Raw genomic sequence first — 17,683 nt, forward strand, 5'->3', positions numbered from 1 at the left:
AAAAGCCTGATTTTTCGCGGGTTCCCGGCTTGTGTTTCTTCGGGGTTCAGGCAAGCTACCTTGGAGCCTCGGGGCGGGGTTTGGGGGCCGGAACAGGCCCCCAAGGTGTTGCAGTTGCTCTTGCCCCGCAGGGGCACAAGCTCCCCTGCTCCCCGTCGATTACCCACATGGCCAGCGGAGCGCGGGGCCGGCTTTTGCATCCCACCATCTACCTCGTCGCCTCGGCGTCCAGGGGCACGCAGGACGGGCGCGGTCAAGGGAGAAACCGGAGGCCGCACGCGGAGCGCAGCCCGAAGGGCGAGCACCGAACGGGTGAGGATTTCAGGGCGCAGCCCGGCCCTTGACCGGAGAAGCCCGGCCGGAGGGCACCATGACGACGAATAAAGGCGCGAGGTAGTGGTGGGGTGCGGCCCCGCGCGTAGCGGATTCAGCGCACCAGCGCCGGCACACCACGGATCAGATCCACAGCCTGAACTTTCGCGCGCGAAAGTTCCTCGATGCGGCCTTCAGGCCGGGCAAGCGGAGCGCGCAGCGCCGGCACGGCGCGGAGGCGTCAGGGATTGACGCCCGAAGGGGCGAGACGCCGCAGGCGGCTCGATGCGCAGCACGAAAGCCCGGCCCCGCAGGGGAGACGCCCAGGGGTCACGCTTGCGCCTCGATCTGCCCATGCACAGCAGCACGCAACGACTCCAGCGCATCCAGGAACCGCTCGGCCGCAACGTCAGCCGCCCACGGCTCCCACGGCCGACAACCGTAGATTTCAGCCAGCGGATCGACATCAAGCACCGGATGCACGATGCCCAGGACATCACGCACTTCATGAGCTGCCCAGCCAATGCAATGCACAGCCTCGGAAGCGGCCGCCACCGAGTCGGCCCGCTTGTGGACGGCGTGCGCTGCCGGCGACCAAGCGCGCAGCTCGTACCGTTCCGAAACCGCAGCCATCAGGCGAGACGAAACAGCACGGAAGGAAAGGCCCAGCACGTCCTTCAACGGAGAAATGCAATCGAACCCAAGGAAACCTTCCTCGGCGTCGTGTAGAAGCTCCAGGAGCGCGTCAGAGGCCGGCAAAGGGGTGTCGCTCCACAGCCGGCGCAAAGCGAGCACCAGGAGCGAATGCTGGGCCACAGAGAGGGGCAGGGGCCATGATGATTCCCCACCCCAGCGGTACGTCCTCGCCAAACGCAAGGCAAGGTCACTGTCGAGCCACGCGCCGGGATCGGGATTGATGAGGTCGAGGCGACGGCCAGAAGGAAGCCGAACCCACGCGCGCGCCTTTGCCTGCGTCATCGGCCGCCTCGCAAGATCATGAAGCCGCCCGAATAGGCGATCTGGAAGCGGTTGAGCACGTCCATCCCCAGCAGCGGAGCGGAAAGGCGCTCCAGGACGGCGATAGCCGCACCCTCAACGGCGAAGGGGCCGACGATCACCGTGTTGGCCGCAGTGATGCCACCACGTTCACGGCCTGCGGCCGTGTCAAAGGATGTTGCGCGGCCAGCGCGGATGCCAGCATTGCGGGCGAGCTTGACCGGCAGCGTCGTGAAGCGCGCTCCGGTGTCCACCATGAAGACCACGGGAAAGCCGTTGACGGCCCCGGCGATGTAGTAGTGGCCGTCCGCAGCGCGCGGGATGGAGTAGTCCCCATTGCCCAGGCGCTGCGCCGGCTTGACCATCACGGGAGAGGCCGCCGCAACGTCTAGCTGGTCGCCGGGGTAGCTCTGGCCGTCATAGACGATGTATTCGCGCTGCTGCGCGTGCGATGTTCCAATGGCAAGGCAGGCCATCAGTGCCACAAGGGCGCGAGTAGCGTTCATTGCCAACTCCAGCGATAGAAGCCAGTCAAGTGCGCGAAAATAGCGGCGTTCGCGGCACTGGCCAGCCAGGTGAAAAACAGAAAGGAAGCCTTCCGCGACTTGTGGCGGAAGGCATGTTGACCAATCAAGGCACCGGGCCAGCCGCATAGCAGCGCGATCCAGTGCAAAGACTTTTCAGACCAGCGCCAACGGTCAGCGACGGCCGCTGATTTGTCGAGGCCGTAGGCCAGAAAGGCCAAGTTGCTCATGAGCGCATAGGCCCAAGCGTAGTGAGGCCGGATACGCCCGGCGATGCTGGCGACAATTACGCCCCCAAGGAACACCGTGCCCAGCGCAAAAGCGGCCCAGCGATGGGCGATCCAAAAGCGATCCGCCAGTGACAGGCCCGGCGCGTTCATTTCGCCAAAGCAGGATCAGCGGAGAGGCCCAGGGCCACAATCAAGCCGGCAGCCTCCTGCAAGCCCGCAAGGGACGACTGGATGAGTCGCGCCGGCACCAGCTCGGCATCCTCGGCCGTGGCTAGCACGGAGCACTTCTGTTCCGTGCTGCCTTCCTTGCGCGTCAGGTTGACGACATTGCGCTGACGGTAGCGCCACGTCTCGCAGCGCGACAGGCATTTGCCGTCCGGGTCGCCGGCCGTGGCCGCGTTCACCGAGTCCTGCGCGCCGGTTGCATTCCCGACATTGGATGCAATCGTGCCGATCAGCATGGCCAGCGGGTTCAGCGACAGCATCACGGAGCCGCCCCGGCCGCTTTTGGTGGCCAAGGGTGCGGGGTTCTCGGCATAGTCGCCCACGCGAACCTCGGCGGTACGCCGGGTCGCGGGGCGCAGCGCCTGGAAGGCACCATCCAGCTCGTACACCACGTCAGCCTGTTCGCGGGTGTCCACCAGCTCGAAGCCGCTGGAGGCCAGCGAAGCCCGCGCGGCGGCCGTCAGCTTTGGGCTGGCCAGGAATTCGATGAAGACTTTGCGCCCTCGATCAGCAGTCAGGTCGATGCGCCCGGTGATGGCCACCTTGACCTCGGCGGCCGTGGCGGCCGCTACAGCAGCCGGAGCATCGTCGGGCACCGCTTCAGAACTGGCCAGCGCAGGTAGGGTGCAGCCGGCCGCAGCGGTCAGAAGCAGGTAAAGCGGAAGGTGACGCATGTTTTCCTCCTTGTTGTTCTTGATGTTCAATCGTCTTCTCGGAAATGGGTGGTGGAGAACAGCAGCGCCGATCCGCGTTGCTCGATCTGCACCATCCCCAGGATGTTCATGCCCAGCAATGCAGGGCCGTTCATGGTGGGCATGACGGCAACCTGGACGTTATGGGCACGGAAGGAACCGAAAACCACTTCTGCTACCGTGGCGACGCATCCGAAGACCTCGCCGGCCGCCGTGCTGAACTGGCGAGGTTCGCATGATGTGATGCCCAAGGGTTTGGCCAGCGAGCCAGGAACGGATGTCACGCCCGCGCCGGTATCCACAATGAAGGTGACAGGCTGGCCGTTGATGCTGCCCGGCGTCTCATAGTGCCCGCGCTGATTCTTTGGCACGCTCATGGTGGCCACGCGCGGCGGCTCGCCCGCTCGTTGTGCGGCCGTGGCGGCAGGCTTTTTGCCGAAGTAATCGAAGGCAACAAAGCACAGGAACCCGATCCCGATCCAGACATAGGCGATGCCGGCGAGGCGCGGCCTTGCCATGTAGAAGGCCGCACCGGCCACCATCAGGAGGCACAAGACCGGATGGCTCAACACGAAACCTTTGAGCCATTGGGTCGTCATCAAGAGGGCGTCGTGTGGAGTCGCCCCATGCGCTATTTGCCAGATCGCGCCCGCGACAATCAGAAAGGCGTAGGGCAGCGCATTGGCGATGACGAACTGCAAAAAGGTGATACGGGGTTGGTCTGCGCGAACCTCGCGCGAACCGCGAAACACCTTCGGGTCATAGTAATGATCCTGCATGGTTTTCGCGGCCCGCTCTCGATACCAATCCCGGTCATCTGCGCTCATGGCCAGCTTTCACTTACTGAAGACCACGGCCGGCACTGGCATCACCAGCTCAACCTCTACGCGCCGGTTTGCGCTGCGCCCAGCCTCGGTGTCATTCGAGGCGACAAAGCAGGTCACGCAGTAGGAGACTTTCAGCTTTCGGGGGTCAACGCCACCACGGGCAAACGCGGCGCGCACAGTCGCAGCTCTTGCGATGGCCAAGGCGCGATTGCCGGCCACGGTGCCGGTCGAATCAGTGCGGCCACGGATCAAGACGCGCTCGGCCGTCATGGCCAGTGGCAGCAGCTCGGACAAGCTACGCTTGGCCTCATCGTTCAGATTTGCCACGGAGCTAGAAAACGGGAGCGAGCGCAACGAACTGGAGGCAGTAGCCGCGACTGGCGCGGCCGTGGCCGGGCCGACTGCAACTACCGTCACGGGGCGCACGTCGTCGGTGAGCTGGGCGGAGCCGGCCGGGATGGCATCCGCTTCGGCCGGGATGGCGAGTGTGGCGACAGTATGGGCGTCTAGCTTGGCCAAGACCGAAGGCTGCGGCCGTGCAGCCGCCTTGCCAGTCGCCTCTGGTGCAGCATCGGTGCTGCCCAGCATCGGAGTCTTGGGCGTTGGTGCCGCACACGGATTGCATGGCACAAAGTAGTCGGTGCCGGTTTGTGGATCGCGCACTTGGGCCAGCCCGGTGAGCACGGGCGCGCCCATCAGGAGCACACGGGGTTGCTCGGGAGGCATCGGCGCGCATCCGGTTACGCCAGCGGCAAGCATGGACGCCCCTAGCGCCCAAGTCACAGGCGCTGGCCAGAACGGCGTGCCAGGATGGAGTGCGCGCCGGCCCTTGCGCGTCAGAGACAGTCGGATGGATGTGCCGGCAGGCTTGCGCGACAGATAGCCGCGGTCGATAAGGTGGCGGGTTTCACCCAGGTACTCGCGCATCACGGCCAGATCGACAGCACCGCACAATGGGCGGCCCGCCGCGCGTTCCGAAAGCACCCGAATGCCCCGCACTTCGCCACGGTCGAGCGCACGCAGCAGCGCAAGCGCGGTTCCGTTCAAGTCGGGATGTTTGCTCATGGTTCAGTCCTTCACCAAGTCCTTGAACGTGGCCCCAGGCGTGAACTTCGGCTTGTGGGTCGAGGGAATCTTGATCGGCGCGCCGGTCTTCGGGTTGCGCCCGGTGCGCGCCGCGACGGCTGCTTTCTCGAAAGTGCCAAAGCCGGTGAGCTTCACCGCGCCGCCCTTGGCCACCTCGTTTTGTACGATGGTGATGAGGCTATCGAGAAAGCGCGTGGTGGCCGCCTTGGATGCTTCGGTGTCTTCAGCAATGGCGTCGATCAGGTCTTGTCGGTTCATGGAAATCTCCGTGTGTCAGTTGAGAATATGACCCAGCACCTTGCCGCAACGGGCGCAGCGCCGTTCATGTACTTGGGTTCCGTCCCAGCTCGAATAGATGGGCGTGGACAGCGGCGAATGGATGCCAAACAGGCAAAGCAGGGCGTTCCACACCTTCACGGTGCGGCCCACATCACGCGGGTGAGCTGAAGCAGCGACTCCCCGGTAAGTCCGTCCAGATACTCGGTGGCCACCAGCCGGCGTGTATCTGGAAATTCCTGCACGCGGTCATCGAGGGCAGCCCACTGGGTGACGCCGTACTCGCGGACAACGCAAAGGATCTCGTCCAGCCTGGTGCAATCAGGCAAAACGGGCGTGCAGCCGATAACGCGCTCGCGCAGCTCGATGGAGAAGAAGTTGCGCAGCTCATCCAGCGTGTGCGTCTCGCGCCAGTTGGACGAAATCACCACATCAACATCGGGATGCGTTCGCAGCCATGTTTCCAGCAGGGGCAGGTAAATCAGCGTGCCAGACTGGCCAGGGTGTAGAACCCCGTCGATGTCCAGCATCAGGACGGGGCCACGGGGAGCACGCTGAAGCGCCCATCGTGTTGCGCGTTGAGTCGCCGGCAGACTTTCGCGCGCGAAAGTCGGGGCGACGGTCGGGCGAATGCCGACGAAGCGGAGTAGGGCGCTCATCATCGGCCGTGCTCCGGCAGCGCCGGCAGCGCCGGCATAGGAGCCTCGCCAGCCACCCACTTCCATGAAGGGAGCTTGCTTTCCGCAATCAATTCATCGACGGCGGCCGCATAGTCTTCACTGGCCCCAGGCGGAACCACGTACATGGCGGTCGGCTCCGGCTCGGTATCCGAAGCCACCGCGCAGGCCAGTGGCCGCGTGGAAGGCAGGTTGTACCGCATCCCTTTCATGAAGCGCCGGTTCTGCTGCGTCAGAGCATCGAGCGCCATCTTCTCGAAGGTGCTTTCAAACGGAATCCAGTTCTCGGTCACGCACATCAGCGCGACTTCCTCCAGCGAGGCCACGCCGGTAGCGCCGATGCTGAAAGTGCCGATCATCATCAGGTGGGTGCCCTCCAAGGCATCCCACAGGCCCAGCTCCACCTCGAATCTCTTGAGCAGCCTCTTGTAGATGTCGTCGTTCATCATGAAGTGGCAATCGGGCAGGTGCTTGAGGACGATCTTGTGCCCGTAGCGCGACTGAGCCAGTTCCTTCACCTCCCCCACCACCAGCATCAAGCGCCGGGTGCCCTTCTCGGGCGTGGCGATTCGCATCATCTGCGCGAGTCGCCGCTGGGTGATTTCGTTCTTCTTCTCGGCGTTGAACGATTCGGGCATGTAGAGCATTCCGGCCAAGCTCGCGCCTTTTGCAGTCTTGTCCTCGGCTGCTTGCAGCAGATACTTGCGGATCACGTACCAACTGCGCTTGCCGGCCATCGTCGGTGCCCATCGGTTGAAGCCCGCTTCTTCCCACAGGTAATGCAGGGTGCCGCGCAGGGTCAGTTTGTTGCCATCGGTCTTGACGCTATCCGTCTCCTTTCCGCTCGGTGCCGGCGCGGATCGGCTGGCCCCCTTGGACAGCGCGAAGTCGAACTTCAGCGCCGTGGTGCCTTCGTCGGGGTTCTCCTGGATCGCGGAGCCAATGACTTGGCCAAGCCCGGACAGCTCGGGCGGCGGCTCGTAGGAATCGCAGGCCGGGGCGTGGCCGCTACCAGAATTGGGCATCCGTTTGATGAGGTACTTGTCATCGACCTTGGCCACGTACATTTCAATGCCAGGGGTACGGCACAGGCACAGCGGCCGCTCCCGCGAGCTGTAGATATTGGCCAGCAGCTCGGACAAGGCTGGGTCGTCTGAATGAATGGATTGCCCGCCAATCTGGTAGATCGCCATGTTTTTCTCCCTTGCTTACCGGCCCATGTCCCGGCCCACGTCCCGCGCGTTCTCCCGCGCAGGCTCTTTGCCCTGCTCGTACACCTGACTCTTTTCGTTGCCGTGCTGGATCGTCACTTTCTCGCCTACCCGGACATCCCGATCCAGCCCTTCCTTCTCGTAGCGCACAGCCACCATGTCGGACATCTTCACCAGGGCGTGATGCGATGAGGTGGCCACCACTTCGCCCTTCACGTCCTGCTTGAGTTCTTGCGCATCCAGCACCACCAAGCCCCGATGACTGGCGGCCATGTCGATCACGCGCCGCGATTCATCCACGGTGACACTTCCCTCCGGGACGCGGCCCCGATGAAGCTGCTCGGACAGCTCGGCACGCGCATTGAAGTAGCTGGTTTCCCGCTGGTCTTGACTGGTCTGAGGTGTCCAGCTCTGCTTGATGTCGTGAAGCTGCTTGTAGGCCCCGTCCAGCTCCGGGTGGCGCTCCAGCGCCTCCCGCTTGGTGAGCTGGTCGAATGCCTGGGCGCGCTGATAGGCCGGGGTCTGCTCGAAATGGGCCAAGTCGTTTCGAGCCGCTTCGAGCTTGGCCGCCAGCTCGTCACGGTCGGCCAGCACCGGCCGCGCGGTGCGCTCCTGTTCCGGCCGCAAGGCATCAGCGTAGGCCCGCTTCAGGGCCTCGTCGTTGCCCCCGATGTACTTGCCATACTCCCGCACACCCTCCTTCTCGGTGTACGTGGTCTGCCCCGGCGTCGAGGCCGACTCCCGGCCATTGGGAAGGCGCTCGGTGCGGATCACATAGGGCTGGTCTTCAGCCTTGGCATCCCGGAAGGCCCTGGCGGCTTCATTGACGTTGCTGTAGTCCTTCGCATCGTTCTTGGCCACGGTGCCCACGGTGTAGGTCACGTTGTCGCGCACACCTTCCCGCTGCTTGGCCAGCGTATTGATGTCGTCCAGGGCGGACACGTAATCGCGCCGCTCGGCGTGCGTCCAGGCGCGCCCGCGCTCCTGCTCCAACACATCAACCGCTGCTGCTCGCCGTTTCCACTCTCCGCGCTCTTGGCTGTTCTCGTAGATTTGCCGTTGGTTGGCGTCATAGACGCGCACCGAGTCGGTGAGCTTGTCGCGCTCCAAGGCGCGCACGGACTCCACCATGCCGTTGTAGGCGTTGTCGTGCTGTTCCTTGTTGACGAACCGCCCGGTGCCGCGCTCGGCCACCTGTTCCTCGAAGCGCAGCCGTGCGCGGGTCACTGAGGTTTCCGGGTTGACGGCCAACACTCTGGCCTCCACCTCGTAACCCTGTTCCTTCAGGCGAGTGGTCAAGTCCCGGATGTTCTCCGGGCTGCGCATCGTGCCGTCCACCACCAGATTGCGGCGGTTCTCCACGGCGGCCAGCGTGAGGCGGGTAGCCCATTCGCCGGCCTCTTTCTGCGTTCGGTCGGCGGCGTGCTGGGGGTCTTCGCGCGAAAGCTGCTTGTAGCGCGGGTTTTCCTCGCGCATCCGGTCGGCGTCGATCACCACAGCGCCACCGTTGGCGCGCAGCTCGCGGATCGCCTCGGCCGCCAGCGCCGATTTACCCGATCCCGGTTGGCCACCCAACAGGATCGCCTTCGGATTCTCCTGCGCCGTCGTTCTTGCCAGTGCATCGCGCTCTACGTCTTTGTAGGCGCTCTCCATTGCGTACTTGGAAACCTCCCCAGCCATTTGTCTGCCCTCCTGCCTTATTGGTAAAGGTCGCGGGCCTGCTGGCCGTACTGAGTGATGACGCGCTCGATGGCCTCGTCAGCATTCGGATCGAGGTCTTCGCGGATCGTGCGCAGCTCGTCCTTCGCTTTCTGAGCGGCCGCAATCACGGCCTCGTCAGGGGTAGCTTTTTCGCGCTCGGCGGCAATGGCTTCGGAGTGGTGGGCGATGATGGCCCCCAGGACATCCAGCGCCACCTCGTAGCGGACGCCGGCACGGCTGAAAAGTTGATTGGTCATGGTCTGGATTCCTCACTGATTACCGGATTGGTTCTTGGCTTGGTTTGCATGGAGCGGCCACAGGGCCGCGTGCAGCAGGCGGTAGGTGATGCGGTCGCGCTTCAGCAGGCGCGCATACACGTCGTTGGCCGTCAGCCCAAGGCTGCGGGTGGCGTACAACCCCCAAGCCAGATAGACGGCCAGCAGCACGGCAGCAGCCGGGACAAAAGCCAGAAACCACACCCCAGCTATGACAAGCCCCACCACAAGCAAGCGGCCCCCTACGGTCGCCCACTTGGAGCCGAACATTTCGAGCTGGGCCTTACGGTTCAGGTCGTGCTCGGCATGAGCGCGCTTCCAGACATCGGCCCACAGCTCTCCGGGGGAACGGCTGAAGACGGCATCCAGGTAGGCACGAAACTCGCGCATCAACAGGTAGGACGCGGCAAAGCACATCCCCACAAAAACCAGCAGCTCAAGCGTTTCTCGATTCATGTTCTTCTCCTTTGGTCTTTCGCGCGCGAAAGTCAGCGCGGCGTCGGCACGCGCTCGCGCTCCATCTGCATGTCCTTGCCGCCACGATCCCGCGCCGGCTCCTTGCCCTGCTCATAGACTTGGCTGCGCGCCTTGTCGTACTGGATCGTCACGCGGTCGCCCACGGCAAGGTCACGATCCAGATTGGCGCGTTCGTAGCGCACGGCGATCATGTCGCCCACTTGGAGCATCGCGTGGTGCGACGAAACCGCCACCACTTCGCCCTTGAATTGCCCGCCAAGCCGTTCGGCATCCCGCACCATCAGGCCGCGATAGGCTGCGGCGTGGTCGATGACTCGCTTGGACTCGTCCAGCGTCACGCCATCGCCCACCAGCCGGCCGCTGTGCAGCTCTTTGGAAATTTCTGCCCGCAGGTAAGCGGCGTCCTGCCCGGCCCGGTGGGCGTCGTGCAGCATCTTGTAGGCACCATCCAGCTCGGGATGCTTGGCCAGAGCTTCGCGCGTGGCCAGCTTGTCGAAGGCCACCGCCCGCTCCACGGTCGTGATTTCGTAGAAAACCTCGCGCGCCGGCTCCAAGTTGCCGCGCGCGGATTCCTTGGCGGCCTCGTTCCACGTCTGCTTATCGACCTTGGAGTAATCGAGCTGGTAGCCCGCATCCTTGGCGAGTTGCCCGATGAATTCGCGCGTCGTGCGGCCGTTCCCTTCGCGGAAGGGGTGCATTTCGTTCACGCCGGCATAGACCTCGGCCATCTTCCCGCTGAACTGCTCCTTGTCCATCCCGCGCAGATAGTTGGCTTCCTTGATCGCGGATTGGATTTCCTGCGCCTTCTGCGGGATGTCTTCCTTGAAGGTGAACAGGGTTCGGTCGCCCGCAGGCCCCTTTGCAATATCCACCTTGCGCACTTCGCCGGCCCACTCGTAGACATCCCGAAAAACCTGCTTGTGGATCGCCTGAAGGTGGGCCAAGTCGTATTCGCCCCGTACCGGGTTTTCGCGCAGCTCCTGGATGCGAACGGCCGTTGCGCCGCGCTCGAAGCGTTGAAGCGCCGCGAGGTCGCGGATGTCGGCCTTGTTCTTGAGAACGTGCGTGCCGGGGTAGGTGTAGTCCTCTTGCTCGCTCATTGGCTGGCCCCGCGTGCGCGCTCCAGGTACTTGGCTACCGCCTCGTCAGGGGTCAGGGTGCCGGCGATGACGGCCTCCTGAATGGCGAGGTCGGCGGCGTCCACCGGCATCCCCTCCAGGGACAGGGAAGCATTGGCTTGAACAAACTGCGCACGGCGCACGTCGGCCGGATGGGGCGCAGCCACGGGGCCGGTATCGAGTTCATAAGGGTTCTTGTCTTCCATGTTCGCCTCCAGTCAGCCCAAGCCGGGCACAGCAATGCCAAACACCCGCACGGCAACAAACACCACTGCCGCCAGCCCCGCCACGATCAGCACGCCGCGCAGCACGCGCGCGAGCAACAAGCCAACGACAATGCCGATTAACAGCGGGGTAGGGGTTTCAGCGAAGATGCGTTGCAGTGCGGCCCAGGCCCCGCCCACGTAGGGAGAAACCATTTGCCATATCTGCGTCAGCAGCGCATCCATCGGTAAGTTGTCCATGCGGGTGTCCAGTGCCAGTATTCAGATGCCGTTTGTTTGCTTTCACGGTGAAAGCAAGTTTATCAAAAAAATCCTACTGGCACTAGGCGTTTAGCGCGATAACGTCAATAGGAAGGGGAGGGCGATCACGCCACCAAGCTCTCGCGCACCGGCCGCAGCGCGGCGGATGTCTGGCTGATGATCTGGTGGATTTCGCCCAGGTAGCTATCCACCCGGTTCTTCATGCTGGCCCAGGTATGTTTGGTCTGAACCAACGCATCGAGCGTTTCAGCGTCGAACCGCCCCGCCTGGATGCAGTTGTGGATGGTCAGCAGGCGAATCTCCATGTTGCGCAGCGCATACTCGCAACGATTGATTTGCTGGCCGTCGATGGGGGTATGGCAGTAGCGGACGTTCTCCACGTCGCGCACGAAGCCCTCGAAGTCCTTTTGATGGTCGCTGAGAAGGCCGACAAAGGTTTCCATCAGGCGCAGTTCGCGGTCAGGGGTAGTCATTGGTGGAATCTCCATGTTGTTGGTTAAGGGTTGAGAGAAAAGCATTCGGAACGATGGCCGCATGTGTCGCATTTGCGGCCCCGGCTTTTGCGCGCCTTGGCCCTGCGCTCGGTGAGGTCGATGTACCGGGCCACCAACTGCTCGCAATAGGCGTCGTCGCGCAGCTCCACGCGCATGGCTCGGCGCTCACGGGTTTTTCGGTTGTTGATGGCCACGAAGCCAAAGGGCGCTGTTTCGAGTCCGTTCAGGCGAAGCAGCCACGCTTGCAAAGAGAGCTGTGCAATGTCCGTCTCATAGACGCGGTGGGCATCGCGGTTCTTGTTTTCGAGGGGAACATGCAGCCCATCAGGAAGCCGATACACCTGATCGGGCCGGCCCACGACGGGGAACGGTGCATTGATGAACAGGTTGCGCTCCACTTGAGCCACCTTGCCGGCCGCAAGCTCGGGAGGGAGCCAGTTCTGAGTGAACCCTCGCCAGACCATGAATGTCCAGCCGGCCAGCACCAGGGCCAGGGCGAATAGGATGTAGCTGGCCAAGTTGCTCATCGCGGCATCCCCAGCAAGCGAAGCAGGGCGTTCAGCCCAGCGCGCACAGCCGTGGCCGCGCACCGGCTCCTGCACAGCAGAGGCACCAAGCCAGGTGAGACGACGTAGTAGGCTCGGACGAACAAGCGCCCTACCATTGCCGGCATCAGCACCCGGTCACGCCAAGCGCGGAGGAAATTTGTCTCGGCGGCGTCAGGCCCGTAGATCGCGGTGGCAATGAAACAGCGCCGGTCAATCGCCGCGCGCGTCTGCCCTTCGACCTGAAACCGTAGGTGCTCGAAGGTGCCGGCAGCGGCCTTCGCCCGAACCTCCAGCGGCCGGGCATCCCCGCGCTCACGGTCGAAAACCACCTTTTGCTCGCAGTAAACCGTGCCTACGATGTCGGTGATGGTGTGGTACTTTTTCGCCCGCCTCATCACCCCTCCTGCTTTCGCGCGCGAAAGCCGGGCTTGGCCAGCATCCAGCGATAAATGCCCAGCAGGCTTGTGGCAGTGAAAGCCACCTGCATGAAGATAAGGCCCGGCGCGTCGGTCATGACGCCGAAGCCGATCCAGCAGACATTCGAGGCTAGGAAAGACACGAACCCCCAGCCCGACAAACGGTTGTTGAGGGCCAGCAGCAAGGCCCCCAGCACCCCAAACGCGCAGCCGATCCATTGCAGGTAGAAGGCATCCATGCGCACTCACCTCACAGAAGGGCCTTTCGCCCGGTTTCCACGGCCCGCATCCGCATGGCCAAGGTTGGGTAAGCATTGGCGAACGAGAACCAGCGAACCCAGGATTTCGAGGGGTACAACACGGCCAGCTCGCGCAGCGCCGTCAACATCGCTTCGCGCCCTACGGACTGCGCAGCGCCGGCATCCGCCCGGTACTCGCAATACCGGCGAATCCCCAGGAACAGGAGGAAGGCGGCAAAGAAAAAGTTGTTGTTGTCCAGGAGGTGGCTGCTCACAGCAAAGCAGCAGGCATAGGTGAACGTGGCGAAGATATGGCGCTCATGAACATGTGCGTTTTCATGGGCGATCACGCCCCGCATACCCTCGTCGCTCATGCTGGCCAGCAGGCCGGTTGTCACGTAGATGCGCGAATGACTCGGCAGCAGCCCCACGGTGTTGGCTTCCTTGTCGGCATGGTCATACAGGAAGACGGGGCGACTATCAGGGACGGTTGCCACTATCCTTGCCAAACGCTCTTGAAGCACAGCATCCCGCGACGGTCGCGGAGCAAGGAAGCGCGCCGATAATGGCGCGCTGGCATAAAAGCCGAACAGGAATATCAGGCTACCGAGAGCCTGAGTCATTGGCTTGGCGGCCGGATTCGTGGATAACCTGCCAGTTACCCACAAAATGCCGCCAGCAACCTCCATGATGAAGACGATCAGAATGATCCGTCTGAACCAGTGAGACGGGATCATTGCAAATTGCAGTCGTCACAGATTAAGGCTGTGGGGATCGAGCGATACGGCGTTTGATCGGTGCCAGCGCGCCAGTCATTTCTCATGCTGAGAGGCTGTTGCGAAGCACATCCGCCCAAGGTGGCCGTGGTAATGAGAATCAGGAGTAGTTTTTTCATCGGTTGCCCTTTCAGGGGAAAGTTGGTTGTTGATTTCTTCCAGCAGCTCCCGGCACACTGAATGCACCCGCTGACGCGAGACGCCGACGTGGCGCGCGACGGTTGCCTGCCGGTAGCCTTTGAGGAACACTTCTTCAGCGATGCGGTAAGATTCGGACGAAAGACCCAGCCGCCGCGCTGCTTTCACGAAGACAGCACGCGACACATGGCCACACGCTGCGGAAACAGTCTTGAATATCTGGCTCATCCCCTTGCACCGTAAGGGTTTTGAGCGTATTTTGTCAATAGACAAGATGCGCAAATTCTATCCAAATTGGAAGGAGAGTTGTAATGAAAAAGATGCTTTACGTTGCTTTCATCGTGGCAGCACTTGCCGGCATGACGAACGCCAGCGCCCAAGCGGCCGCCGCGAAGCGTGGCGGTGTCTGCATCGGCCCCTTCCGTGGTGGCGACTCGGTGTTGCAGTGCGAACACATCGGCAAGGTGACGATCAAGCAGATTTACGAAAAGGGCTTCCGTGTCGTGCATATGCAAGATGACAAAAACACGGCCACCTACGTGATGCTGGTTATTGAGGAACAATAATGATGCGACTGAAAAAAATGCTGTTCTCTCGAAGGCGCTGGATGCTCTGGCTTCCATTGCCGGCCGCTGCCGCACTTTCGGCATCCGGTGGTAATTTCCTTGCCGACTACATTCCAATGCTCGGCGGCGGATTGATTTTCTGGATTCCATTCTGGCTTGCATGGTGGTTAAGCGATGGATTCAAGGGAATGTCGAAATGGCCCGGCACTGGCGCGCCAAATAGCGCAGCAGGCGTTAATCCATTTACCGGCAAGTCTTGTGTTGTTCATCATTTACCCTGGGGCGATAACTACACGGGCGGCAATTCTTGAAAGGGGGCAAAGCCCCCTTTCCCTTTACTTGCTGCCGTTGTTGATCTGAACCGAGGCGGCCGTTTCCCGCTTCATGTTGTCGTTCAGCTTTTCGCCGTCTGCCGTACCGTCGCCGCCAGTCAGCTTGTCCCAAGCCTTCTGAACGGTGTCCTTGCCGTCGCGGATCATGTTGTCCTCGTTGACGGCTGCGGGATTGGCCCGCCCAGCGCCTACAGCCTTGTCCGGGCTGGCCCAGGCATTCACGTTCTCGTCCAAGGCCCCAGCACGCGCCGGGATGCTGCCCTTGTTCTTCGGGTCGAGCTGGCCCTGTACGTCCCCTCTGGATTCCGCAATGATCGGAGGCGCAGAGGTATCGACCTTGAGCGGAGCGGTTCCGCCGTAGCCGGTCTGTGCCACCTTCTTCTTGTGGACGCCCTGGATGTCCTGCGGGATGCCGGCGCGATCCTTGGCGGATTGCTTCTCCAGCTCGCCCTTCGTGGTCGGCAGTTTTTCGCCTGCGAAAGTCTGCTGCGGCATGGTGGTAGCTTGTTGAACCATGCCCTTCTCGCTCACGTAGTCCTGCACCATGTCCATGATCCGGTCTTCGGATTGGTTGGCGAAACGCATGGCGGTCATGCCATTGCGCGCGGCCACCTTCTCGAACAGATACGGATCGGCCATCAGATCCTTGTGAGTCGTGAAGCTGTTGCTGTCGCTACGGTTGGCGCGGTCGCCAGTACCGAACTCACGGCGGTCAGAGACATCACGCACGCGGGAAACTTCATCCACGTTTGTGAGGGCTGCATCGCGGCCGTGGCGGTCGTTTTGGGCCGATTGGTTGCCCGTCCCGGCCTGCTCGGTTCGTGAGCCGCGTTCAGCAAACGTGCGCTCGGTGCGCGCGGCTTCCTGGTTGCCATGAACCGTATCCACGCCCCGATCCCGGCCGTGCTCGGCCGTGTAGGTCTTCGCGCCGTTGTACCCCAGGCCCGCGTTGATGAGGCCGCCCGAAGGCTGGGCACCACCCTTGCCGCCCCGGTAGTTCTTCAGAGCTTGGTCGATCTGTTGCTGGTTCGCGCCGCCCTGCTTCATGGCGTCGGCAATGCGCTTTTCCTCGCGCGGATCAGGCGCACCGCCTGCACCGCCAGCACCAGGCGCACCGCCGCCGTTGGGGTTCCCACGGCCAACACCCAAATTCATGTGGAGCTGGTCATTGGCACCGGCCGCCGTGCGGAAGTGCGAACCCTCACGGAAGTTGCGATCCAAGTTCTGGCCGGTTGAGTGCTGGCCACCATACCCACCCTCGCTCCCGCGAGCCGCCACCACACCCGTATTCTGATATTGACCACGGGTTGTATCGTGCCCCTTCACGTCCGTGAGGCTGGAGCTGTCGCCGTGCCGGCGCGCCAGTTGATCCCCGGTCGATGTGATGTCGGTACGATGCGCTTCCTGGTTGCGGCCGGCTTCCAGTCGGTGATCCATGTTCATCTGCGTCAGCATCCGGTTTTGGAGCTGTTGCAAGGCAACCGCGCCGTTCGCGGCCATCGTGGCCGTCGAGCCATTGCCCCGACCGATGGTTGCCCCGCCGCCTTGCAGGCCGATGTTGCTGTCGTACTTGTTCATCGAGGTCGTGTTGACCGATGCGGTATCAAGTCCAGCTTGGCCCATGCTGACATTGCCGCTGGCATTGCTTGCGCCCACCGCCGCCCCGGCAGAGGCAAAGCCGGTCATCATCCGGTCGGCAACACCCATGAAACCGCCCTGCCCCAGCTTGATGATGGCCCCGGCGATGAATGGCACCAGGACAACCATGTAGCCGATGGCCGCCTGCTCGTTGGTCAGCGTGGCGTCGAAAGCATCGGTGAGCTGGAACGGCACACCGGCCGCCAGCTCCAGCGCGCGCGCCTTGTAGCGCAAGTGCATGAGCGACAGGTGGTTGATGACGGCAAACAAGATTGGCCACAGGCCGATCCAGGCCAGCGACATCATGTAGCCCGCAATGATCTTCTTTGCCCCCTCGGTCGAGCTGACAACCATCAGCACCACAACAACCGGGAACAGACCGTAGATGATTGCCTCGATCCAGTTGCGCATGTGGGGCAGCGTCTCTTGCGCCAGCAGGCTCAAGGTGCTGTTGGAGCCGTCCGCTTGCCGCGCCGCTTGGGCAGCGCCGGCCAGGGCATTAACCTCGGCCACCCGCGCAGGATCGTTCAGCAGCGCCGGCAGCTCGGTGCCGGCCTCCTTCCAGATGTTGTTGAACATCGCCTGCTTCATCGCGTCTGAGGCGTTGCTGGAGTTGTTCAGAATCCAGTCGTAGGACGTGCCCACCGTCGAAACGAACATGCTGGTAGCGATAGCATCACTGCTTGCCCGCGTGAAAGCCTGCTTGCCGTAGAAGGCTTGGCCAGCCGTTACCGCGTCGTTGACCTTCTCCTTCAGGATGGCCGCAACATTGGTGCAGGTATCGGTGGTAGGCGCATTCGTCAGGGTGTTGTAGGTGACGAAGCGGGCTGGACTCGTGTTGTTGAAAATCACGTTCCAGGTATCGGTGCCGCCCACAATCTGCTGCGGGGTGATTTCACCGTCTTTCACGTCGTACAGCGTGCATTCCTTGATGAACTGCATCAGGTCGGAGCGCAAGCTGGGGTCGCGGATCGTCGCGTTATTGACTTGTTTCAGGATGCGGTGCCCGAAGCCCACATCCCCTTTTTGCAGGCCCAGGTCTTCAGGGACACCGAAGACCGTTTCATAGGTGTTGGTCAGCGCGCCGAACACCAGATTGGTCGTCTGCGCAGTGACGGCCAGGGCAAAGGGCACGTTATCAACCACGCGCGGCGGCTCCAGCCCTGTCTTGTCTGTCAAGGCAACGCGCGCGATCGGCAGATTGAGCACGGTCACAAAGGCCAGGGCGTGGATAAACCACTTCGCCATTTCGAGCTGCTTGTTCATGTAGCCGAACATGCCGATTGCGATGGCGAACAGGAAAACCAGCTTCAGCAAGCCAGCGAAGCCAGCGCCGGCCATCATCGAGGCCACGGCGTTGAAGACGTAGTAGAGCGTTTCTACGTTCCAGTAGGTTTGAATTTCGATGTCCACGGCATCCCCCC

General features: G+C 62.5%; 24 protein-coding genes. 2 read left to right on the plus strand and 22 right to left on the minus strand.

Annotation, left to right across the window (positions count from 1 at the left end):
* Nucleotides 1-642 precede the first annotated feature (642 nt).
* From GPA27_RS28775 to GPA27_RS28875, 21 genes are all read right to left on the minus strand, one after another.
* Complete coding sequence (locus GPA27_RS28775; protein ID WP_009242119.1) at nucleotides 643-1,290, minus strand: phosphohydrolase; 648 nt, start codon at nucleotides 1,288-1,290, stop codon at nucleotides 643-645.
* Nucleotides 1,287-1,814 (minus strand): retropepsin-like aspartic protease family protein, encoded by a 528-nt coding sequence (locus tag GPA27_RS28780; protein ID WP_009242120.1) that lies wholly within the window; start codon nucleotides 1,812-1,814, stop codon nucleotides 1,287-1,289. Before GPA27_RS28780 ends, GPA27_RS28775 begins: the two co-directional genes overlap by 4 nt.
* Nucleotides 1,811-2,212, minus strand: coding sequence for a DUF1294 domain-containing protein (locus GPA27_RS28785; RefSeq protein ID WP_009242121.1), 402 nt, complete (start codon nucleotides 2,210-2,212; stop codon nucleotides 1,811-1,813). Before GPA27_RS28785 ends, GPA27_RS28780 begins: the two co-directional genes overlap by 4 nt.
* Nucleotides 2,209-2,991, minus strand: a complete 783-nt coding sequence (locus GPA27_RS28790; RefSeq protein ID WP_009277738.1) for a hypothetical protein — start codon at nucleotides 2,989-2,991, stop codon at nucleotides 2,209-2,211. The genes GPA27_RS28785 and GPA27_RS28790 overlap by 4 nt, the downstream gene beginning before the upstream one ends.
* Nucleotides 2,988-3,806, minus strand: a complete 819-nt coding sequence (locus GPA27_RS28795; protein WP_232295879.1) for a retropepsin-like aspartic protease family protein — start codon at nucleotides 3,804-3,806, stop codon at nucleotides 2,988-2,990. Before GPA27_RS28795 ends, GPA27_RS28790 begins: the two co-directional genes overlap by 4 nt.
* Before the next feature lie 9 nt (nucleotides 3,807-3,815).
* Nucleotides 3,816-4,871, minus strand: coding sequence for an OmpA family protein (locus GPA27_RS28800; RefSeq protein ID WP_009242124.1), 1,056 nt, complete (start codon nucleotides 4,869-4,871; stop codon nucleotides 3,816-3,818).
* 3 nt (nucleotides 4,872-4,874) lie between these two features.
* Nucleotides 4,875-5,150 (minus strand): HU family DNA-binding protein, encoded by a 276-nt coding sequence (locus tag GPA27_RS28805; RefSeq protein WP_009242125.1) that lies wholly within the window; start codon nucleotides 5,148-5,150, stop codon nucleotides 4,875-4,877.
* A gap of 155 nt (nucleotides 5,151-5,305) precedes the next feature.
* The gene (locus GPA27_RS28810) at nucleotides 5,306-5,830 is read right to left on the minus strand and encodes an HAD domain-containing protein (protein WP_009242126.1); all 525 of its coding nucleotides are present in this window, start codon (nucleotides 5,828-5,830) and stop codon (nucleotides 5,306-5,308) included.
* Complete coding sequence (locus tag GPA27_RS28815) at nucleotides 5,827-7,038, minus strand: DUF1173 domain-containing protein (protein ID WP_009242127.1); 1,212 nt, start codon at nucleotides 7,036-7,038, stop codon at nucleotides 5,827-5,829. Before GPA27_RS28815 ends, GPA27_RS28810 begins: the two co-directional genes overlap by 4 nt.
* Before the next feature lie 15 nt (nucleotides 7,039-7,053).
* Complete coding sequence (locus tag GPA27_RS28820; RefSeq protein WP_009242128.1) at nucleotides 7,054-8,736, minus strand: zeta toxin family protein; 1,683 nt, start codon at nucleotides 8,734-8,736, stop codon at nucleotides 7,054-7,056.
* A gap of 17 nt (nucleotides 8,737-8,753) precedes the next feature.
* On the minus strand, nucleotides 8,754-9,014 hold the full coding sequence (locus tag GPA27_RS28825; RefSeq protein ID WP_009242129.1) for a hypothetical protein: 261 nt from the start codon (nucleotides 9,012-9,014) through the stop codon (nucleotides 8,754-8,756).
* Nucleotides 9,015-9,026: 12 nt separating this feature from the next.
* Nucleotides 9,027-9,488: a hypothetical protein gene (locus tag GPA27_RS28830; protein WP_009242130.1), complete on the minus strand. Its 462-nt coding sequence runs from the start codon at nucleotides 9,486-9,488 to the stop codon at nucleotides 9,027-9,029.
* A 32-nt stretch (nucleotides 9,489-9,520) separates the two neighbouring features.
* Nucleotides 9,521-10,609 (minus strand): Fic/DOC family protein, encoded by a 1,089-nt coding sequence (locus tag GPA27_RS28835; protein WP_009242131.1) that lies wholly within the window; start codon nucleotides 10,607-10,609, stop codon nucleotides 9,521-9,523.
* Nucleotides 10,606-10,833 (minus strand): antitoxin VbhA family protein, encoded by a 228-nt coding sequence (locus tag GPA27_RS28840; protein ID WP_009242132.1) that lies wholly within the window; start codon nucleotides 10,831-10,833, stop codon nucleotides 10,606-10,608. The genes GPA27_RS28835 and GPA27_RS28840 overlap by 4 nt, the downstream gene beginning before the upstream one ends.
* 12 nt (nucleotides 10,834-10,845) lie before the next feature.
* Nucleotides 10,846-11,076: a hypothetical protein gene (locus GPA27_RS28845; RefSeq protein WP_234710895.1), complete on the minus strand. Its 231-nt coding sequence runs from the start codon at nucleotides 11,074-11,076 to the stop codon at nucleotides 10,846-10,848.
* Nucleotides 11,077-11,216: 140 nt separating this feature from the next.
* Nucleotides 11,217-11,585 carry a hypothetical protein gene (locus GPA27_RS28850; RefSeq protein ID WP_009242134.1) on the minus strand — a complete coding sequence of 123 codons (369 nt, stop codon included), beginning with the start codon at nucleotides 11,583-11,585 and terminating at the stop codon, nucleotides 11,217-11,219.
* Nucleotides 11,586-11,608: 23 nt separating this feature from the next.
* Nucleotides 11,609-12,133 (minus strand): PD-(D/E)XK nuclease family protein, encoded by a 525-nt coding sequence (locus GPA27_RS28855; protein ID WP_009242135.1) that lies wholly within the window; start codon nucleotides 12,131-12,133, stop codon nucleotides 11,609-11,611.
* Complete coding sequence (locus GPA27_RS28860; protein ID WP_009242136.1) at nucleotides 12,130-12,549, minus strand: CFI-box-CTERM domain-containing protein; 420 nt, start codon at nucleotides 12,547-12,549, stop codon at nucleotides 12,130-12,132. The genes GPA27_RS28855 and GPA27_RS28860 overlap by 4 nt, the downstream gene beginning before the upstream one ends.
* Entirely contained in the window at nucleotides 12,549-12,809 is a 261-nt protein-coding gene (locus GPA27_RS28865) for a hypothetical protein (RefSeq protein WP_009242137.1), read from the minus strand. Before GPA27_RS28865 ends, GPA27_RS28860 begins: the two co-directional genes overlap by 1 nt.
* Nucleotides 12,810-12,820: 11 nt before the next feature.
* The gene (locus tag GPA27_RS28870) at nucleotides 12,821-13,546 is read right to left on the minus strand and encodes a M48 family metallopeptidase (protein ID WP_009242138.1); all 726 of its coding nucleotides are present in this window, start codon (nucleotides 13,544-13,546) and stop codon (nucleotides 12,821-12,823) included.
* A 75-nt stretch (nucleotides 13,547-13,621) separates the two neighbouring features.
* Entirely contained in the window at nucleotides 13,622-13,951 is a 330-nt protein-coding gene (locus tag GPA27_RS28875; RefSeq protein WP_009277741.1) for a TrfB-related DNA-binding protein, read from the minus strand.
* A gap of 83 nt (nucleotides 13,952-14,034) precedes the next feature.
* On the opposite strand from GPA27_RS28875, the gene GPA27_RS28880 reads away from it, so the two are divergent.
* Entirely contained in the window at nucleotides 14,035-14,289 is a 255-nt protein-coding gene (locus GPA27_RS28880) for a hypothetical protein (protein ID WP_009242139.1), read from the plus strand.
* The gene (locus GPA27_RS28885) at nucleotides 14,289-14,600 is read left to right on the plus strand and encodes a hypothetical protein (RefSeq protein ID WP_232295882.1); all 312 of its coding nucleotides are present in this window, start codon (nucleotides 14,289-14,291) and stop codon (nucleotides 14,598-14,600) included. The genes GPA27_RS28880 and GPA27_RS28885 overlap by 1 nt, the downstream gene beginning before the upstream one ends.
* Nucleotides 14,601-14,624: 24 nt before the next feature.
* Here GPA27_RS28885 and GPA27_RS28890 read toward each other — a convergent pair whose 3' ends face one another.
* The gene (locus tag GPA27_RS28890) at nucleotides 14,625-17,672 is read right to left on the minus strand and encodes a conjugal transfer protein TraG N-terminal domain-containing protein (RefSeq protein WP_009277742.1); all 3,048 of its coding nucleotides are present in this window, start codon (nucleotides 17,670-17,672) and stop codon (nucleotides 14,625-14,627) included.
* Between the last annotated feature and the right edge of the window lie 11 nt (nucleotides 17,673-17,683).

This window comes from Aromatoleum toluolicum, from assembly GCF_012911005.2.
GTDB classification, from domain to species: Bacteria; Pseudomonadota; Gammaproteobacteria; order Burkholderiales; family Rhodocyclaceae; genus Aromatoleum; species Aromatoleum toluolicum.

What these genes read in the sequence shown, in the direction of transcription:
- GPA27_RS28845 (WP_234710895.1), bottom strand. Translation starts at nt 11,076, where the DNA reads ATGGATGCGCTGCTGACGCAGATATGGCAAATGGTTTCTCCCTACGTG.
- GPA27_RS28875 (WP_009277741.1), bottom strand. Translation starts at nt 13,951, where the DNA reads ATGAGCCAGATATTCAAGACTGTTTCCGCAGCGTGTGGCCATGTGTCG.
- GPA27_RS28865 (WP_009242137.1), bottom strand. Translation starts at nt 12,809, where the DNA reads ATGGATGCCTTCTACCTGCAATGGATCGGCTGCGCGTTTGGGGTGCTG.
- GPA27_RS28815 (WP_009242127.1), bottom strand. Translation starts at nt 7,038, where the DNA reads ATGGCGATCTACCAGATTGGCGGGCAATCCATTCATTCAGACGACCCA.
- GPA27_RS28850 (WP_009242134.1), bottom strand. Translation starts at nt 11,585, where the DNA reads ATGACTACCCCTGACCGCGAACTGCGCCTGATGGAAACCTTTGTCGGC.
- GPA27_RS28780 (WP_009242120.1), bottom strand. Translation starts at nt 1,814, where the DNA reads ATGAACGCTACTCGCGCCCTTGTGGCACTGATGGCCTGCCTTGCCATT.
- GPA27_RS28880 (WP_009242139.1), top strand. Translation starts at nt 14,035, where the DNA reads ATGAAAAAGATGCTTTACGTTGCTTTCATCGTGGCAGCACTTGCCGGC.
- GPA27_RS28800 (WP_009242124.1), bottom strand. Translation starts at nt 4,871, where the DNA reads ATGAGCAAACATCCCGACTTGAACGGAACCGCGCTTGCGCTGCTGCGT.
- GPA27_RS28810 (WP_009242126.1), bottom strand. Translation starts at nt 5,830, where the DNA reads ATGATGAGCGCCCTACTCCGCTTCGTCGGCATTCGCCCGACCGTCGCC.
- GPA27_RS28870 (WP_009242138.1), bottom strand. Translation starts at nt 13,546, where the DNA reads ATGATCCCGTCTCACTGGTTCAGACGGATCATTCTGATCGTCTTCATC.
- GPA27_RS28820 (WP_009242128.1), bottom strand. Translation starts at nt 8,736, where the DNA reads ATGGCTGGGGAGGTTTCCAAGTACGCAATGGAGAGCGCCTACAAAGAC.
- GPA27_RS28785 (WP_009242121.1), bottom strand. Translation starts at nt 2,212, where the DNA reads ATGAACGCGCCGGGCCTGTCACTGGCGGATCGCTTTTGGATCGCCCAT.
- GPA27_RS28825 (WP_009242129.1), bottom strand. Translation starts at nt 9,014, where the DNA reads ATGACCAATCAACTTTTCAGCCGTGCCGGCGTCCGCTACGAGGTGGCG.
- GPA27_RS28885 (WP_232295882.1), top strand. Translation starts at nt 14,289, where the DNA reads ATGATGCGACTGAAAAAAATGCTGTTCTCTCGAAGGCGCTGGATGCTC.
- GPA27_RS28830 (WP_009242130.1), bottom strand. Translation starts at nt 9,488, where the DNA reads ATGAATCGAGAAACGCTTGAGCTGCTGGTTTTTGTGGGGATGTGCTTT.
- GPA27_RS28840 (WP_009242132.1), bottom strand. Translation starts at nt 10,833, where the DNA reads ATGGAAGACAAGAACCCTTATGAACTCGATACCGGCCCCGTGGCTGCG.
- GPA27_RS28775 (WP_009242119.1), bottom strand. Translation starts at nt 1,290, where the DNA reads ATGACGCAGGCAAAGGCGCGCGCGTGGGTTCGGCTTCCTTCTGGCCGT.
- GPA27_RS28805 (WP_009242125.1), bottom strand. Translation starts at nt 5,150, where the DNA reads ATGAACCGACAAGACCTGATCGACGCCATTGCTGAAGACACCGAAGCA.
- GPA27_RS28855 (WP_009242135.1), bottom strand. Translation starts at nt 12,133, where the DNA reads ATGAGCAACTTGGCCAGCTACATCCTATTCGCCCTGGCCCTGGTGCTG.
- GPA27_RS28835 (WP_009242131.1), bottom strand. Translation starts at nt 10,609, where the DNA reads ATGAGCGAGCAAGAGGACTACACCTACCCCGGCACGCACGTTCTCAAG.
- GPA27_RS28860 (WP_009242136.1), bottom strand. Translation starts at nt 12,549, where the DNA reads ATGAGGCGGGCGAAAAAGTACCACACCATCACCGACATCGTAGGCACG.
- GPA27_RS28795 (WP_232295879.1), bottom strand. Translation starts at nt 3,806, where the DNA reads ATGAGCGCAGATGACCGGGATTGGTATCGAGAGCGGGCCGCGAAAACC.